Origin of the sequence: Microcosmobacter mediterraneus, from assembly GCF_031846265.1 — a bacterium.
In the GTDB taxonomy this organism is placed as follows: Bacteria; Bacteroidota; Bacteroidia; order Flavobacteriales; family Flavobacteriaceae; genus Microcosmobacter; species Microcosmobacter mediterraneus.
In genome coordinates this window covers 377,683-393,752 of the sequence record NZ_JAVRIA010000003.1, presented here as the reverse complement: position 1 = coordinate 393,752, position 16,070 = coordinate 377,683, and the positions used below count along the sequence as shown (strand labels likewise).

The 16,070-nt window shown below is 32.1% G+C and carries 15 protein-coding genes; 7 read left to right on the top strand and 8 right to left on the bottom strand.

Going from position 1 to position 16,070, the window contains the following annotated elements; genetic code table 11:
• Nucleotides 1-166: 166 nt before the first annotated feature.
• The 3 genes from RM697_RS08225 to RM697_RS08215 form a co-directional block, all read right to left on the bottom strand.
• A complete protein-coding gene (locus RM697_RS08225) occupies nucleotides 167-382 on the bottom strand; it encodes a hypothetical protein (RefSeq protein WP_311427389.1) in 216 nt (71 codons plus the stop codon).
• 201 nt (nucleotides 383-583) lie between these two features.
• A complete protein-coding gene (locus RM697_RS08220; RefSeq protein ID WP_311427388.1) occupies nucleotides 584-2,029 on the bottom strand; it encodes a DUF5689 domain-containing protein in 1,446 nt (481 codons plus the stop codon).
• Between the two features lie 101 nt (nucleotides 2,030-2,130).
• Nucleotides 2,131-4,965 carry a carboxypeptidase regulatory-like domain-containing protein gene (locus RM697_RS08215; RefSeq protein WP_311427387.1) on the bottom strand — a complete coding sequence of 945 codons (2,835 nt, stop codon included), beginning with the start codon at nucleotides 4,963-4,965 and terminating at the stop codon, nucleotides 2,131-2,133.
• Between the two features lie 134 nt (nucleotides 4,966-5,099).
• Here RM697_RS08215 and RM697_RS08210 point away from each other — a divergent pair, with 134 nt between their 5' ends.
• Nucleotides 5,100-6,161, top strand: a complete 1,062-nt coding sequence (locus RM697_RS08210; protein WP_311427386.1) for an endonuclease/exonuclease/phosphatase family protein — start codon at nucleotides 5,100-5,102, stop codon at nucleotides 6,159-6,161.
• Between the two features lie 52 nt (nucleotides 6,162-6,213).
• Here RM697_RS08210 and RM697_RS08205 read toward each other — a convergent pair whose 3' ends face one another.
• Both RM697_RS08205 and RM697_RS08200 read right to left on the bottom strand, forming a co-directional pair.
• Nucleotides 6,214-6,651, bottom strand: a complete 438-nt coding sequence (locus RM697_RS08205) for a hypothetical protein (RefSeq protein WP_311427385.1) — start codon at nucleotides 6,649-6,651, stop codon at nucleotides 6,214-6,216.
• A 76-nt stretch (nucleotides 6,652-6,727) separates the two neighbouring features.
• A complete protein-coding gene (locus tag RM697_RS08200; protein ID WP_311427384.1) occupies nucleotides 6,728-7,666 on the bottom strand; it encodes an NAD-dependent epimerase/dehydratase family protein in 939 nt (312 codons plus the stop codon).
• A gap of 145 nt (nucleotides 7,667-7,811) precedes the next feature.
• Here RM697_RS08200 and RM697_RS08195 point away from each other — a divergent pair, with 145 nt between their 5' ends.
• Nucleotides 7,812-8,330, top strand: a complete 519-nt coding sequence (locus tag RM697_RS08195) for a hypothetical protein (RefSeq protein ID WP_311427383.1) — start codon at nucleotides 7,812-7,814, stop codon at nucleotides 8,328-8,330.
• A gap of 162 nt (nucleotides 8,331-8,492) precedes the next feature.
• On the opposite strand, the gene RM697_RS08190 is transcribed toward RM697_RS08195, so the two are convergent.
• Together RM697_RS08190 and RM697_RS08185 are read right to left on the bottom strand one after the other, a co-directional pair.
• The gene (locus RM697_RS08190) at nucleotides 8,493-9,473 is read right to left on the bottom strand and encodes a LuxE/PaaK family acyltransferase (RefSeq protein WP_311427382.1); all 981 of its coding nucleotides are present in this window, start codon (nucleotides 9,471-9,473) and stop codon (nucleotides 8,493-8,495) included.
• A gap of 82 nt (nucleotides 9,474-9,555) precedes the next feature.
• On the bottom strand, nucleotides 9,556-11,316 hold the full coding sequence (locus RM697_RS08185; protein ID WP_311427381.1) for a T9SS type A sorting domain-containing protein: 1,761 nt from the start codon (nucleotides 11,314-11,316) through the stop codon (nucleotides 9,556-9,558).
• Between the two features lie 237 nt (nucleotides 11,317-11,553).
• Here RM697_RS08185 and RM697_RS08180 point away from each other — a divergent pair, with 237 nt between their 5' ends.
• Together RM697_RS08180 and RM697_RS08175 are read left to right on the top strand one after the other, a co-directional pair.
• Nucleotides 11,554-12,237, top strand: coding sequence for a response regulator transcription factor (locus tag RM697_RS08180; RefSeq protein WP_311427380.1), 684 nt, complete (start codon nucleotides 11,554-11,556; stop codon nucleotides 12,235-12,237).
• Nucleotides 12,238-12,333: 96 nt separating this feature from the next.
• On the top strand, nucleotides 12,334-13,296 hold the full coding sequence (locus RM697_RS08175; protein ID WP_311427379.1) for a sensor histidine kinase: 963 nt from the start codon (nucleotides 12,334-12,336) through the stop codon (nucleotides 13,294-13,296).
• Here the strand turns inward: RM697_RS08175 and RM697_RS08170 are convergent.
• Nucleotides 13,270-14,331, bottom strand: a complete 1,062-nt coding sequence (locus tag RM697_RS08170) for a glycosyltransferase (protein ID WP_311427378.1) — start codon at nucleotides 14,329-14,331, stop codon at nucleotides 13,270-13,272. The two genes, RM697_RS08175 and RM697_RS08170, sit on opposite strands and share 27 nt — an antisense overlap.
• Before the next feature lie 75 nt (nucleotides 14,332-14,406).
• On the opposite strand from RM697_RS08170, the gene trmB reads away from it, so the two are divergent.
• Genes trmB through RM697_RS08155 form a run of 3 tightly spaced genes read left to right on the top strand, consistent with a single transcriptional unit; the run spans nucleotide 14,407 to nucleotide 16,047 of the window.
• On the top strand, nucleotides 14,407-15,081 hold the full coding sequence (trmB, locus tag RM697_RS08165) for a tRNA (guanosine(46)-N7)-methyltransferase TrmB (protein WP_311427377.1): 675 nt from the start codon (nucleotides 14,407-14,409) through the stop codon (nucleotides 15,079-15,081).
• Nucleotide 15,082: 1 nt separating this feature from the next.
• Entirely contained in the window at nucleotides 15,083-15,715 is a 633-nt protein-coding gene (locus RM697_RS08160) for a LysE family transporter (RefSeq protein ID WP_311427376.1), read from the top strand.
• Between the two features lie 2 nt (nucleotides 15,716-15,717).
• Nucleotides 15,718-16,047: an MGMT family protein gene (locus RM697_RS08155; protein WP_311427375.1), complete on the top strand. Its 330-nt coding sequence runs from the start codon at nucleotides 15,718-15,720 to the stop codon at nucleotides 16,045-16,047.
• The last annotated feature ends 23 nt before the right edge of the window (nucleotides 16,048-16,070 follow it).

Here is a 16,070-nt window from a genome sequence, read left to right as displayed (position 1 = left end):
TTTATTAAGTTAGTTAATTTCTTTCTTTCAATTTTTAAGTAGAACACTAAATATTGAAGGAAAGTTTGAAGTTAATAAAAAACCTTTTTTGAATGGTGTATAGATTTCCTTAATAGATTAAGTGTAAAAATAGGCGACGAAAAGCTATACATGCATTTAAATTAAACTATAATTTATTCCATAATAAAACACATAGAAAAGTTATAGCCATTGGTAAAGACCATAATAACCAAATATTGTAATTGGTAGCGTTTTTAATACTTGGTTTTATTTTTATCCTTTTTTTACCTGTGTAGGTCATCCAATTATTAAAATATATAAAGATTGAAGCCATTATTGAAAATGCCCAAGAGGATTCAGAAGATAGTACAGAGATATTCATTTGGTTACAAAAGAGCCTAAAAAGAATACCAAATAATATAAATGACGTAATTTGAAGTAAAGAAATATAAATTACTGCAACTTTATTTGCCTTACGTTTTAATGACGTTTTATAATAATTAAAGACGTTAAAAAATAGAATATCGAACATAAAAAAAACCGCATTATTAATAATGCGGCTGTAATGTATAAAAATTTTAAATTAGTCTACTTTTACTTCAACATTATCTATATGATAACGTGTTGTAGGACCAGGATCGGCACCTTCATAGAAGAATGCTACATAAACTTCTCCAGATAAACAAGAAATATTTACTGGACCAACAGATTCGAAGTTACCAAAACCAGTTGAGCTACCTTCAGGAATTGAAACATCAAGAATTTGCCATTCTGTTGTAGTAACATCACCAGTAAAATCATCTGTTATAAACGCAGAAAGAATATTACCGTTATTAAAATTTGTTTGCACATCGAAAGATAAATTTGCTCCTGTAGTTCCTGTAAGATCTATCATAGGTGTTACTAACCAAACCGTAATTGGGTTTTCGTTTGAGCTAAATCCAGAAATTTGAGCATAGGCATTACCACTAAAACTTCCTTCGCCCCAATCAACATTTCCGCCATTTATGTTTAAGTTAATCCAACCTTCAGAATCAAATGTTCCAAAAGATTCAAAGTTTTCATCAAAAATAGTTGAAGTACCGTTTCCAGATGTTGAGCATTCTAAGAAATCTGGATCGCAACGTTCACCAACCATATCGATATCTGCGATAGAATTAATAACAAACACGTTAAGGTCATCGCCAAAATCTCTTGTAAATATTCCAGATATACTTCCTGCACCTTGAGGCACTGGTAACGATTTGAAATCTGCAAAAGTACTTGTTTGTAGCGTTATAGATCCACCACCTTCACAACTTTCTAAACTTCTAAAACCATCAAATTCATCTGAAGATTCACCGGCAAAAGTAAGCGTTAGTTGATTTCTGTTTATTTGCATATTGGATAACTGAACATAAGTGTTTTCATCAGTTTCAGTTAAATCATTTGGATTAACCATTTTAGGAGTAATTGTTGCCACTTCTGCATCTCTAACGACAAAGTTTCTATATTCAAATTCTTGTATTTGTCCTACATCGTTACCTTCTGCTCTTCCTAAAGTTAATACACCATTAGATTCTCCTACTACAAGACCATTCAATTTTATGTATACTTTACGGCCAAAATCGTAAGTATCGGAAAGTGAACGTGTGTTTATTTCTACTTTAATACCTTGTCTTGTATCACCATCTGGGTCTTGATCATCTACTGAATTTTGAACGATAATTTCTTCAAAGAAGTTACCACCTTCGTCACTAGAAACTACGTATCCTGTTATATATTGAGGTGTGTCGAATTCAGTTGAAAATACACCTATCTGATCACCATCAACAACAGCTTGCTCATAACGTCCTACTACAGCGTTAAATGTTGTTTCAGTTGCGTTAGTCATTACACCATTAAAAAGTGATGCAAACTCAGTAGCTGGATTAACACTCTCTACATCGATAGGAGGAATGCTGTAATCATCATCATTTACACAAGAAGATACAGTAAGTATCATTATTGCTAAGCTGATATAAGTTAAAAATTTGTTTGACTGTTTCATCTGTTCTAATTTTTTGTTTCTTTAAGTCTAATGTAATTTACCATATAATATTTATAGGTTCATTTCATCGTTATATAATTATTAAAAGTTTATTCTTGTTTTTAAAATCTAAAGTATACATTTAGGAAATACGTTGCTCCTCTACCATACCAATACCTATTTCCGAAAACTGGAGTGCCAAGGCTTCTATCTTCACGTAATTGTCTAAAGTTAGCATTTCTACCTTGTTCAAAACCACCTGTTCTAAATTCTTTGTCTAACAAGTTATTTATACTCGCAAAGAAACCAACAAAATAGTCACCAATTTTCCATGATTTCCCACCAATTAAATTAACGGTCATATAAGTATCAAACTCTTCTTGGCGTAATAATTCTCTTGCCTCATCTTCATCGTAATCTGTAAAAACTTGGCCATCTACATCTGTATAAAAGTTTGCACTTCTGTTTAATGGACTAATATCTACAAAGGTATCATCAAAGAAGTTTGTTGTAGCTCCGAAAAACCAAAAATCTGGATCTCTGTATTCAAAACCAACTGAATAAGCTTTTTGTGGACCACCTGCTAATCTGTAATCTTTTAAAGTAGATTGACCTACTGCAAATGCAGCAAAATCTTCTGATGCAATATATAAGTTTGGATTATTATCGTAAGTATATTGGCCATATGAGGCTGCACCTTTAAGTTTTATTGTTGGTGTTATTTGCGCTTCTATACCTAATTCGGCTCCTATATGACGCTTATCTATACCTTGAAGTATTTCTTGTACAAAGTTAGAATCATCTGCTGCTGCAGATTCTAAATCTGAGGTTGCATTGATATTTCCTATACCATCAGCAAAGAAGAACGAAATTTCATTTGCATCTTCTATTTTTGTATAAAAACCAGTTAACCTTGCTTTAATAATTGGTGACCTGTAGATATAACTTAAATCAGCAGACAATAATTTTTCTTCTGTGATATTAGGTACGATGTCGTGATTTTCTCTAGAGTTAGAAAATGTATTTCTAAGTGTAGGTGCTTTTGTTAAATAACCTCCGTTAAAGTCTATTAAATGCTTACCAGTTATTTTGTAAGTTGCACCTACCTTAGCACCAATGCCAGTAAAATTAACTTTTTCACCTTTACCAAAAGAGCGATCACCTGGGAAAGCACCATTTTCAAATAACCCTTCTCTTTGATAAGAAGTATTTGTAACATTAGCTGCTAAATAAAAATCAACTTTATTGTATTTGAATAATGCCTGAGCAAATCCTCCGATCTCGTTAGCAAACATGTTAAAATGATATCTAAACTTATCACCAACACCAACTAAATTATTAGGATTTTGTAAATCGTTTTGTGCTCGTGTAGGATCACTTTCTGCAAATCCATCAACATCTAAATATGTTGTTGCACCTAAAAGATCAATAATTTCAGCAAAGTTTTCAGATTTGAGACGTCTGAAATTTATACCAGCATTTAATTGAATTTTTTCTGTAAGGTCTGTTGTTATAAATGAATTTACAGTTAAACTTTTATCATCGTTACGATCTTCATATAATGCATAACGTGCATTTCCACCTCCTTGAGCATTTGAAATATTAGCTGTATACATTGCGTCCCAATCTATTTGACCATCATTTAAGAATTGTTGTTGTGCGCCAAATGCAATCCCTGGATCATCAGGAAATTCTCTTAATAAGTACGATGGAAGTTTTTGATAATAGGTTGGGCTAGGATTTGCTCCACCACCTTCATAAGAGATAGAACCTGAAGAATTAGTAATTAAATCAGTACCATTATTATCTAATCTACTACCTCCAAACTCACCAAACTGATAAGCCACATTTGTATTTATTGATGTTTTATCATTTAAAGTCCAATAATGGTTTAACATTATTATTGGCTCTTCAATTCTACGAACTCTAGAGTTACGTTTTTGGCCATCTTGAAATCCCCAAAACTCATTGTATTTAATACCCTTAAGATCAAAAACTTCTTGGGTGTTAGATGAAGATCTTCCATTTCTAACTGGTGCATACATTCCAGTGAAGTTAATACTGTGTTTGTCGTTAATTTTCTTTTCAACACTTGCAAAGAAAGAATTTGCTTCATAGAATGTTGCGTCTTGGTAACCTTCATCTCCCCATCGTCTTCCTAAGGAAAACGAGTAAGCCCAACCACCTTCAACAAGACCAGATGAATATTTAACCATTAAACGGTTAGTATAACTTCTATTAGAAGAGGAATAGGTTACACGACCACCTCTTCTATAGTGAGAAGCTCTGGTATCTATATTTGTTGTTCCTAAAGCACTACCAAAATTAAAAGCAGAAGGCATTAGGCCATTAGTAAACTCTTGGTTTCTAAGTACATCATTCATTCCGCCCCAATTATTCCATTGAGGTCTTCCGTTGAACATTTTGTTCATTTCAACACCGTTGATCATTACTTTACCATTTTCAGAGTCTAAGCCTCGAAGTCTAAAGAATGATGAACTGAATTCAAAAGCTGCAGTTCGGTTAAAGATATCTCTAGATGATGATAAAAGTCCAGAAATATTATCTGCTCCTGCATCATCGCCAGATAATTCATCATCTGAGAGTGTAATTGAAAATAAATCTGGAGTATCAGTAACATCAATTTGCATAAACATATCTGTAATGTTTACTGTACCTCCTTCGTTTACAACGATTGGGAATCTAGCGGTTAAATAACCTTGCTTTTCAAGCTTAAGAACTTGTTCTCCTAAAGGAACATTTTCTGTAAAACTAAATTCACCTTTTGCGTTTGTTTTTGTTGTTTGAGACGTTTCCTCTATAGTAATAACTACATTAGGAATGGATTCATTGGTTACAGCATCTTTTACACTACCAATAATTTTGGTTTGTTGCGCAAAAGAAGACAGCGTTAGCAAAATCCCAAGCATCAAAAAATTAAAAAAGTTTTTTTTCATGTGAAATTAAAGTTAATTGTCTTTTACATTAAATAATAATTATTTAAGGCGTGCAAATTTAAGTTATTTATAATAATATTATACTTTTGGCGCGAGTTTTGTTTACAAAATAACATTAACATAATATACTAAGAATGAAATCCATAAAGCTTACGTTGTTTATATTGAGTCTATTGATTGTTCAAGGCTCTTTTTCTCAAGAAAAGAAGCGCTATAAAATCCATACTATTGGCTTTTACAACCTCGAAAATTTGTTTGATACCATCAATGATCCGTTAAAGTTTGATGAGGCTAGTCCAATAATGGAGATGAAGATTGATATTAAGGAAGTTTACAAGAAAAAAATTAACAGTATGGCCAGAGTCGTTGCAGATATTGGAACAGATATGGCAAAAAATACACCTGCAGTTTTAGGTGTATGCGAAGTTGAGAACAGACAAGTATTAGTGGATCTTGTAAACCATCCATTACTATTAGCTAAAGATTACGGAATTATTCATTATGAATCTCCAGATAGACGAGGAATCGATGTTGCGTTATTATACCAAAAGGCGTTGTTTAGACCAACAAGTCATAGCACCCACGAGTTAAAAATTTATGATGACCAAACCCGTAAACGTGTTTTTACCAGAGACCAATTATTGGTAAGTGGTCAATTAGATGGAGATCCAATTCATGTTATTGTTAATCACTGGCCATCCAGAAGTGGAGGTGAGGCAAGGAGTAGATCTAAGCGTGTTGGTGCAGCAAAGTTGAGTAAGCAACTTATAGATTCTCTTCAAGCTGAAGACCCATATGCTAAAATTTTTACGATGGGAGATTTAAATGATGATCCAACCAACGACAGTGTTAAAGAGGTTCTGCAAGCAGAGAATGATAGAGACAAAGTAAAGCTGAAAGGTATTTATAATCCTTATGAAAATATGTTTAAAAAAGAGGGTTTAGGTACAACAGCATGGCGAGATGCTTGGAGTTTATTTGATCAGATTTTAATAACAAAACCTTTACTTGAAAAAGATTATTCGTCTTACCGATTTTTTAGAGCAGGAATTCATAATAAAACCTATTTAACGAATAAAAGAGGTCGTTGGAAAGGTTACCCGAAACGTAGTTTCTCTGATGGAGGATTCACTGGAGGATTTAGTGATCACTTCCCTGTTTATGTTTACGTTATTAAAGAAGACACGTCTAAGTAAAAAAGAAAAATAGAATTATAAAAAAAGGCAACAAAATGTTGCCTTTTTTTATTTACTTAAACCATATGTCCCAGGGAATTTTAGCTAGTACTAAAATTAGAGCTAATGTGTAAAATATAGATAGAGTCTTAAATTTTCCGTTAGAAGTTAATTGTTTTTTATGCTTAGAATATCCTATTGTAATGAGTACTATAGCAATAAGCATTGTAGTAGGATGCTCAATAATATTAGATCTTAGAGCCTTAATTTTCATAACTTCTGCCATTCCTGTTTCTTGTATAGTACCAATATAATCCATAGCAAACCATAAAATTATACCTAGCAAAAATTGAATATGCGAAACGATTAGAGCAAATAAAGACACTCTAAAATCTGAAGCTCCAAATTCTTTCTTACCAAAGTATTTTATTATCGCATTACCTGTAGCTAATACTAAAATTAGTAATACTAAATATGCCCAATACGAATGTAAAAATTTAATTGTATTCATGTTTTAAGTTAATTGATGTAAAACAAAAGTAGTAAAACTTAACCTTAAGAGCTAAGTAGCACTTAGTAAATGAAATTTATTTTAAATTTTTGAGCATGATGTTGGTCATTTGCTCAAGGTTATAGTTTGGTTTCCAATTCCAGTCTCTAGTGGCTAAAGTATCATCAATAGAGGAAGGCCAAGAGTCAGCTATATCTTGTCTGAAATCGGGTTTATAGGTCACTTTAAACTCAGGTATTTCTTTAGTTATCATAGCCGCTAAAATCTCAGGAGTGAAACTAAGAGCTGCTAAATTATAAGAAGACCTTATAGTTATATTTTCTTTTGGAGCCTGCATTAATTGAAGTGTAGCATCTACAGCATCATCCATGTACATCATAGGTAATTCGGTGTCTTTTTTTAGGAAACACTCATAACTACCTTGCTCAACCGCTTTATGAAAAATATCTACAGCATAATCTGTTGTGCCTCCACCTGGTTGAGTTTTCCAGCTTATAATACCAGGATAACGAACACTTCTTACATCTACTTTATATCTTTGGTGATAGTATTCGCACCAACGCTCACCAACTTGCTTAGTAATACCATAAACTGTTGTAGGTTCACAAATGGTATGTTGAGGTGTATTAATCCTAGGTGTAGTAGGACCAAAAACAGCAATACTACTTGGCCAAAATATATGATCTATAATATTGTCTTTGGCTAAATTAAGTACATGAAAAAGAGAATTCATGTTTAAATCCCATGCTTCCATAGGATATTTTTCTCCTGTGGCGCTGAGCAAAGCTGCCATTAAATACACGGTTTTAATATTGTAGTTTTTACAACAATCATGTATAGCATTAAAGTTTTTTGCATCTAAAATTTCAAAAGGACCAGAATTAACAAGATCTAAATTTCTAGTATTAATATCACTAGCAATTACGTTTTCTACTCCATAAGTATCTCGTAATTTTGTGGTAAGTTCAGTACCTATTTGACCACAAGCACCAATGATTAAAATTTTAGAAGCCATTTATAATGAAGTATTTTATGACTCAAAAATAATAAGAATAAGATCCTTTTTTTCTTAAAATCTAATAAAATCACAGTTAAAGAATAATTATCTGGTCATTAAATAGTTTAATATATTAGCGGTCAGTTAAATTGCTATTATTTCAATGAGAAAAATAATTTGGTTTTTAGTATTAGTTCTTATTGTTTCTTGTGAAGAGAAGCAAAACGAATCTTCTGAAGATGTATCCCAAGAAGAAAAGACACAATCTGTAATTTCCAAAATCACTATTGAAAAGTTAGAGTATCAGGATTATATTTTAGATATAAAAGCTAAAGAATTAATACACGATTGGCCAAAGTATCAAGAGTTAATGTCTCAGATAGAATTACTCAAGGAGGCTGAATTTTCTTTTTTTAAAGCAGACAAAGAAACTATAAAAGCCCTAATCAATGATCTTAAAGCTGAAATCCCTGAAACGGTAAATTCTAAACCTGTAAAATCTAGAATCGTTGTTGTTGAGACCTCTATTTTAAAGCTTCATAATGAGCTTAACCTCGATAACCCTAAACGAGACGAGCTTTTGCAGTCTATAACTGAAGTTTTATCCGCAATGTCCAACCTAAATTTACAAGTGAACAAAAAAATTGAGTTTGATGCAAACAATATAGATCGACCAGAATAATTAATTATTACAATAAGTAAACGCCTGAGCTCATTGAGAGTTCAGGCGTTTTTAAATCAACCAACCAACTATAATAAGATTAATCTCTCTTTTTCATAGATTTTTATATTCTAATTATAGTCGCTTATTAAGTCGTTTTAATTTAGGATTACTTACACTTTTTTAAAGTACCATTAAGTTACAGCCTCTTATATCAGAGTTATCAAACCTACCAATAACTTCAAAAGTACCATCATCGTAAACAGAACCAAGGTCTTGTGTTGCAATAAAAGAGCAAGAGTTTAGATTGGCTAGATCAATAATATTTAGACCACCTGTTTTATTAGAAGACTGAATTGATAAAGGATCTTCCGTGTTTCTTGTTAATACTTTCATCCATTTAGAACACTTAAAAATACCATCACCTTGAGAGTAAGCTTGACTTAAAAGTTCTGTCATACCATATTCGCTATGAATTTTGCTCACTCCAAAACCGTTTTTTAAAATCCTATGTAGTTCTTGTCTAATGATTTCTTTTCGTCTGCCTTTCATACCTCCAGTTTCCATAACAATAGTATGCTTTAGTTTAAACGTTCTATATTCAATAAGGCCTAATAAAGCAAAAGAAACTCCTAGTAGAAGCGTTTTTTGTTTTTGATCTTCTAATTTTTGAAGCGTTTCAGAAAGTTGTTCAAAATCATTGAGATAAAATCCACTCTCTTTATGCTTAGATTGCGTTATGAAATCTTCAGCCATATATATTAAAGAGGAACCTTTACGCTCCAAATAAGAAGGCAATAAAGCTAAAATCGCATAATCTTCTATAGCTCCATAATGTTGAATAAAACCATTACGAAAACTTTTTTTATAAATTTCTATATCTGTTATATGATGCTTACTCGTAATATTTCCTGTTGTTCCTGAACTGGTAAAGATTTGTTCTATATTATTGTTAGCCGTTAAAACCTTATGTGACTTAAAAAACTGAATAGGTAAAAAAGGAATATCTTCTAAACGTCTTATATCTGAAGGATTTTTGTAAAGAAGGTCACAAAAAGAACGATATACAACGTTGTTTTTATACTGAAATTTAAATACACTAAGCGCTAAACTTTCAAAGTCTTCTTTGGTTTTAATTTTGAAAATAGCTTCTTTTAAATCCATGAATTTAATTCTAAAGCAAAAGTATATAAAATAAAAAAGCGTTGCCGATTAGCAACGCTTTTAAAATATTGAATTTTTAGGATTATCTAATCACTAATTTCATAGTTGTAGATGCACCGTTTTGAGTTAACTTAACAATATAGATTCCAGATACTAAATCTGAAACATCTAACCTGTTGTTAGAAACCGTTTGGTTTTTCACTTGCTTTCCTAAAATATCATAAACTTCTGCTGTAAATGCTTCAGCGTTATTAGAAGAGATATTTACAAAACCAGTACTTGTTGGGTTAGGATACATAGAGAATGCGTTTGTTTCAAAAGACTCAACAGATAATACATTAAAAGAAAAGTCTGAAGCATATCTAGCCATTAAGAAATAACTTCCTGAACGATCTAAAATAACACCAGTAACATCAGACGCTGTTGTAGGAATAGTACCGCTACTGTAGTCTTCATTAAAGGCTGTTCTAAAATTAAAAATATCTAAGCCTTGCGTCATTTCTATTTCTAATCCATTATTAAAATTAGTATCAGTATTATCAAAATCAACAGCAATAACTTGTACTAATTCTGATTCGTAATTTTCAGGATTTGCATTTAAGTCTGCAAAAGAAACAACTTGTGGTGTTAAGGTATTTCCTGTAGATGATGCAGTACCAGGATCTTCAACTGGCACAAATTGTAATGTATTATTAAATTCTCCTAAAGTGCCGACTAAACCAGTAATACCATCTGCTAAAGCGTATGGCGATGTTATAGTCCCTGCGTTATCATCAATTAAAATACCACCAGTTGTATCTTCAATATGTTTCTGATTTCTAAAGCTTGTTAAATATGTAATTAAAACTTCACCTGTAAGCTCATAAGTGTTACCAATTGTTCCAGCTCTTAAGGCAGCAACATTAGCCACTTGTTCTAAACCACTTACACTAAAAGTAATGGTGTCTGAATCTAAAACTCCACCATCAACCATTTCTATAACAACCGTGTAAGATTCACCATCCATAGTCATAATAGTAAATGGATTAGCCATAATATCACTTGTTGTTGTACCATTTACAGTGATATCAATAGTTGTTCCACCTGTTGGGTTTAACACAGTATAATCAATATCAACAGACGTTGTACCTGGAGCAAAAGTAGCTCCATCTGAAGGTGATGTAATAGTAATTGTTGGATCTGTTGGTGCAGAATAAACAGGATTTGCTGTTCCGAAATTTCCAGCTAAAGCTACAGCAGGGCTAAAATCAGATGCCATAACAGTACTAGCGTCTAATGCATATACACTTGTACCATCAAACGGTTCGTTAAGCGCATACCAATCATTAGTTACGCCATCTCTAAATACTAAACCAGGCTCGTCTCCTGTATAAGTAAAATCTTGACCACCTAACTGAGCACCATAAAGAAGTGCTTCATCACCTGTGTTATCTGGAATACCTATAGCATCATACACATTAGTAACTGTGGAAATATCATCAGCAACACCATCATTATCAGTATCAAAATCTGTAGTACCAGCAGTACCAGTAAAGTTTTCACATAATATTACAGTGAAAGACGGGTTTTCTAAATCAGGAATATTAACTACTAATAAACCATTTGCGTCAAATGTTCCAGAAACTTGAGTCGCTCTATCTACAGTACCTGTACCACCACCTGGATCACTTTCAACACTTAAAATCCATCCAGAAAAGGAGGCACTTGGCGTTCCTTTAAGTTCAAATGGCATTGGATCTGGATCTGTTCCAGCAGCATTTGGCTGAAATTCATTTATTAAAGCTTGTCCAAAAGACAAAGATGTTACAGCTAGTGCAACACATAAAAAGTAAAGTTTTTTCATAATATGTTTGTTGTAAAAAATTAAGCATACAAATATAAGCATAAAACTGAGCTGGTAGGATTCTATTAGGCTATTAATTATGTTTTTACAATAAAATAACATTAGGTATAGCTAGATCGAAATAAGTTTAGAAATTATTTTATCAATGTTAGCATATTGTTACCAAATTAAAGTAGCTTAAATAAATTATGTTTAATGCGTATCTTTACTTTCAAGAATAATTAATAAATAAGACTCTTGAAAAAGAAAGATATTAAGATTTTATTGGTAGATGATGAACCAGATATTCTAGAAATCATAGGCTACAATTTAACCGCTGCAGGTTATCAAGTCTACACTGCTGAGAATGGTTTAGAAGGTATTAAAATTGCAAAAAAGCAACAACCACACCTTATTGTTTTGGATGTTATGATGCCTGAAATGGATGGTATTGAAGCTTGTGAACACATTCGTAAAATCCCTGAATTACAACATACCATCATAACCTTCTTAACTGCACGAGGTGAGGATTACTCACAAGTAGCTGGGTTTGAAGCTGGAGCAGATGATTATATTACAAAGCCTGTAAAACCTAAGGTTCTTGTTAGTAAAGTTAAAGCCTTATTGAGACGTCTCAAGGAAGAAGATACATCTGATCCAGTGCTAAAAGTTGGAGGACTGATTATTAATAGAGAGGAGTATAAAATCACCAATAAAGGAAAAGAAATCATTTTACCAAGAAAAGAGTTTGAATTGCTATCTTTGTTAGCATCAAAGCCAGGTAAAGTATTTAAGCGCGAAGAAATTTTAGATAAAGTTTGGGGAAATGAAGTCGTTGTCGGTGGTAGAACTATTGATGTACACATTAGAAAACTTCGCGAAAAAATTGGTAACAATTCTTTTAAAACGGTTAAAGGCGTAGGTTACAAATTTGTAGATTAAATACAAGCCTTTAATTATCTTCTTTTGAGTTTTAAAAAGACATATAAATTTGCGATTAAGACTTCGCTTTTTATTACCACAATATTAGCACTCTTAATGAGTGCTTTTTTATATTACTACGAGCTACTAAGCTGGTGGATTATTTTAGATATCCTAGTTACATATGTTGTTTGTTTTATTATTATTCAGTTCAGAGTAGAGCGCTTTATTTATAGAAGAGTAAAACGCGTTTACGATGACCTTACTCTCTTAGAATCTAGCTCTTTAAGAAGCCAATCTATAACTACAGATATGGGAACGCTTACCAAAGAAATAGATAAATATGCAAGGAATAAAAAAATTGAAATAGAAGCTTTACAAGTACGAGAAGAATACCGAAAGGAATTCTTAGGCAACGTGTCCCACGAATTAAAGACACCATTATTTACAGTTCAAGGCTATATCTTAACACTGTTAGATGGTGCAATGAACGATCCTAAAATTAGAAAACAATATTTATCTAGAGCTGGTAAAGGTGTAGAACGCCTTATTTATATCGTCAAAGATTTAGACATGATAACCAAGCTAGAGGTTGGTGATTTAAGATTAAATTTTGAAGTATTTGATATCATTGAGCTTACCCAAAATGTATATGATCTTTTTGAAATGAGGGCTAATAAAAAGAATATTACATTAACCTTCGATTTAGATTATAATGAACCTATTATGGTTAAAGCCGATAGAGAGCGAATACAGCAAGTGCTTACTAATCTTATAGTTAATTCCATAAAATATGGAAGAGAAAAAGGAACTACAGAAGTGAGTATTGAAAACCTAATTAAAAATAAAGTAATTGTAAGAGTAACAGATAATGGTGAAGGTATAGATTCCGAACATGTACCGCGATTATTTGAGCGTTTTTACAGAGTAGATAAGAGTGGTTCTAGAAAAGAAGGAGGATCTGGATTGGGACTTTCAATTGTAAAACATATTATTGAAGCTCATGGTGAAAAAATTTACGTAGAAAGCGAACTAAACGTTGGAAGTGAATTTTCATTTACCCTCGAAAAGGCTGAATAGTTTTTTAAAATTAATAACATAATCAAAAGATTTTAACCCAGAATAATCTTTTACTCTGTCTAATTCATCTAGATTAAATTCCTCCTGAGAACAACTTGGAACTAAACCTTGCTCATCTAAATTCTTGGCTAAATATTCTTGTTCATATTGTCCAGGTGTTGGAATAAAAAATGCCTTTTTATTAAGTTTAGCTAAATCCATAATCGTTGTATAACCAGATCTAGATAATATAATTTCACTTTTTAATATAGCGGCTTCTAAATCCTTTGATGTCATATAATTGATTATAGTTATACGACCTTTTTTTTCTGTTTCAACCTGTTGTTCAACAACACCTCTTACTACTAAAACATCATGTTTATACTTTGTAAGTAAGTTGAGTATTTTTTGCTCTAAAATTGTACGCTGAGGTTCTGGACCAGAGAGTAAGACTAATAATTTATAAGTATTAGGACTATTATTTTTCTCAAACCTACTAATTGGTCCTATATATTTTAGTTTACTATAAAAAGTATTAGAGTGGCCTAATTTACCGCTTAAATTAGGAGTGCCAATATGATCAGGAACCCAACATTGATTAAATTTTTTAACATAATTATGATGTAGCTTACTAGAAAGCCAAGTTGTAGAGCCACTTAGCACATTCAGTTGATGAGTTATAAAAACCGAAGGTATTTCATTACTATAAACACCAAGTCTATTATCCGAAATTATACCACAGAATGATCTTTCCTTAACAAGGGATTTTATGAGTTTACGTTCTTTTTTTATAGCTTTTAAAACTCTAGGCGAATCTTTAATCATTTTAAGTTTAAAGTTTTTCGCGTTTTTAGAATAGGTAATATTATAAGAAGGTAATTCAATGAACTCTAAATCTTGGAATTCCCTCTCAAGTAATCTTAGTGCAGCACCATCACTAGCAATTACAGGCGTAATTTTATGTTTTAGTAGCGCATTAATAATCGGAATACAACGTGTTGCATGTCCTAATCCCCAATTTAAAGGTGCAATTAATAGTTCTCTCTTTAAGTTCATATTAAATTCAAATATAAACCTAAAATGTTTCCTTAGTTTTGTCTTATTATTAAGAGCATGTAAAGTTAAATTCTTGTGGGAAGTAAAAATAAACTCAAACGTTTTAAAGAAAACGAAACTTTTTCTAATGTATTTCAGCCTAAACGCAAAGAACTCATAGAAAACAATCTCAAATTAAAAGGTCAATGGAGAACTAATTTTTTTAAGAATGATAATCCAATAGTTTTAGAATTAGGTTGTGGAAAAGGAGAGTATAGTGTTGGCTTAGCAAAACGCTATCCTAATCATAATTTTATTGGAATTGATATAAAAGGCGCACGTTTTTGGAGAGGAGCAAAGACAGCATTAGAAGAGCAAATAACTAATGTTGCTTTTATAAGAATGCAAATAGAATTAGTAGAGTATGCCTTTGCCAAAAATGAAGTTGATGAAATTTGGATTACCTTCCCAGATCCACAAATAAAATATAAGCGCACCAAACACAGAATGACCAATACTAACTTTCTAAAGCGTTATAAATCTATTCTAAAGCCAGATGGTATTATGCATTTAAAAACCGATAGTGAGTTTATGCATGGTTACACGCTTGGGTTATTACATGGCGAAGGACATGAGGTGTTATATTCTAATCATAATATCTATAAACAAGAAGGAAGTCCAGAAGAAGTTACAGCGATTCAAACCTTTTACGAGTCACAATATTTAGAACAAAACAAACCAATTACGTATATTAGGTTCAAAATAAAATAAAGTGGACATAACACTTGTCTTTTTTCTTGGTTTAATTATTGCTTTAGTTGGTGTAATTCCACCAGGATTACTTAATATGACAGCTGCAAAAATTAGCCTAAAAGAAGGTTACAATAGAGGTGTGGTTTTCTCAATTGGAGTTTGTGTTGTAGTCTGCTTACAAACCTATGTTGCTGCAATTTTTGCAAGATATTTAACTAACCATCCAGAAGTGGTAGAAATTTTGCAACGTGTTGCTTTTGTGTTATTTGTTCTTATCACTATTTACTTTTTAATTTTAGCGAAAAAGGAAACCCAACAGCAACTTGCTGAGCCTAAAATGAAAAGTAAGCACTCTCGTTTTTTTCAAGGTATGTTATTGTCCAGTCTTAATGTATTTCCAATTCCCTATCAAGCATATATGACGATTACAATCGCTTCTTTTGGGTGGTTAAAGTTCGATAAAATTAGCATTGTATCGTATGTCGCTGGTGCTGCAACAGGAACCTTTGTTATGCTATACGTTTATATTTTCTTTTTCGAAAAAATTAAGGGTAAAAAATTCACTACTCAAAAAAGTATGAATTACATCATAGGAAGTATTACAGGAGTTGTGGCCTTATTTACACTCATAAATATTATTAAGGAACTGTAATTGTGAAGCAAGAAACACTTAATTTTTTTGATCGTGTTTATAATGTTGCTAGGCAAATTCCACATGGTAGAGTTACTAGTTATGGAGCAATAGCAAAATATTTAGGTGCTGCTAAAAGTGCCAGAATGGTAGGTTATGCCATGAATGGATCTGGAGGAAAGGATGTGCCTGCGCATCGTGTAGTGAACAGAAAAGGCTTACTTACAGGTAAGCATCATTTTGATGGTACCAATCTTATGCAACAACTTTTAGAGAATGAAGGTGTTGAAGTAGTTGATAATCAAATTCAAAATTTAGAAAAGATCTTTTGGGATCCTTCAGAATTAGATTGAAGCTTCATATTTAACTATTAACC

Bases quoted from the DNA above. Each gene is read 5' to 3' on its own strand.
- RM697_RS08185 (WP_311427381.1), bottom strand. From the start codon at position 11,316: ATGAAAAAACTTTACTTTTTATGTGTTGCACTAGCTGTAACATCTTTG.
- RM697_RS08175 (WP_311427379.1), top strand. From the start codon at position 12,334: ATGAGTGCTTTTTTATATTACTACGAGCTACTAAGCTGGTGGATTATT.
- RM697_RS08210 (WP_311427386.1), top strand. From the start codon at position 5,100: ATGAAATCCATAAAGCTTACGTTGTTTATATTGAGTCTATTGATTGTT.
- RM697_RS08215 (WP_311427387.1), bottom strand. From the start codon at position 4,965: ATGAAAAAAAACTTTTTTAATTTTTTGATGCTTGGGATTTTGCTAACG.
- RM697_RS08190 (WP_311427382.1), bottom strand. From the start codon at position 9,473: ATGGATTTAAAAGAAGCTATTTTCAAAATTAAAACCAAAGAAGACTTT.
- RM697_RS08220 (WP_311427388.1), bottom strand. From the start codon at position 2,029: ATGAAACAGTCAAACAAATTTTTAACTTATATCAGCTTAGCAATAATG.
- RM697_RS08195 (WP_311427383.1), top strand. From the start codon at position 7,812: ATGAGAAAAATAATTTGGTTTTTAGTATTAGTTCTTATTGTTTCTTGT.
- RM697_RS08205 (WP_311427385.1), bottom strand. From the start codon at position 6,651: ATGAATACAATTAAATTTTTACATTCGTATTGGGCATATTTAGTATTA.
- RM697_RS08170 (WP_311427378.1), bottom strand. From the start codon at position 14,331: ATGAACTTAAAGAGAGAACTATTAATTGCACCTTTAAATTGGGGATTA.
- RM697_RS08225 (WP_311427389.1), bottom strand. From the start codon at position 382: ATGAATATCTCTGTACTATCTTCTGAATCCTCTTGGGCATTTTCAATA.
- RM697_RS08200 (WP_311427384.1), bottom strand. From the start codon at position 7,666: ATGGCTTCTAAAATTTTAATCATTGGTGCTTGTGGTCAAATAGGTACT.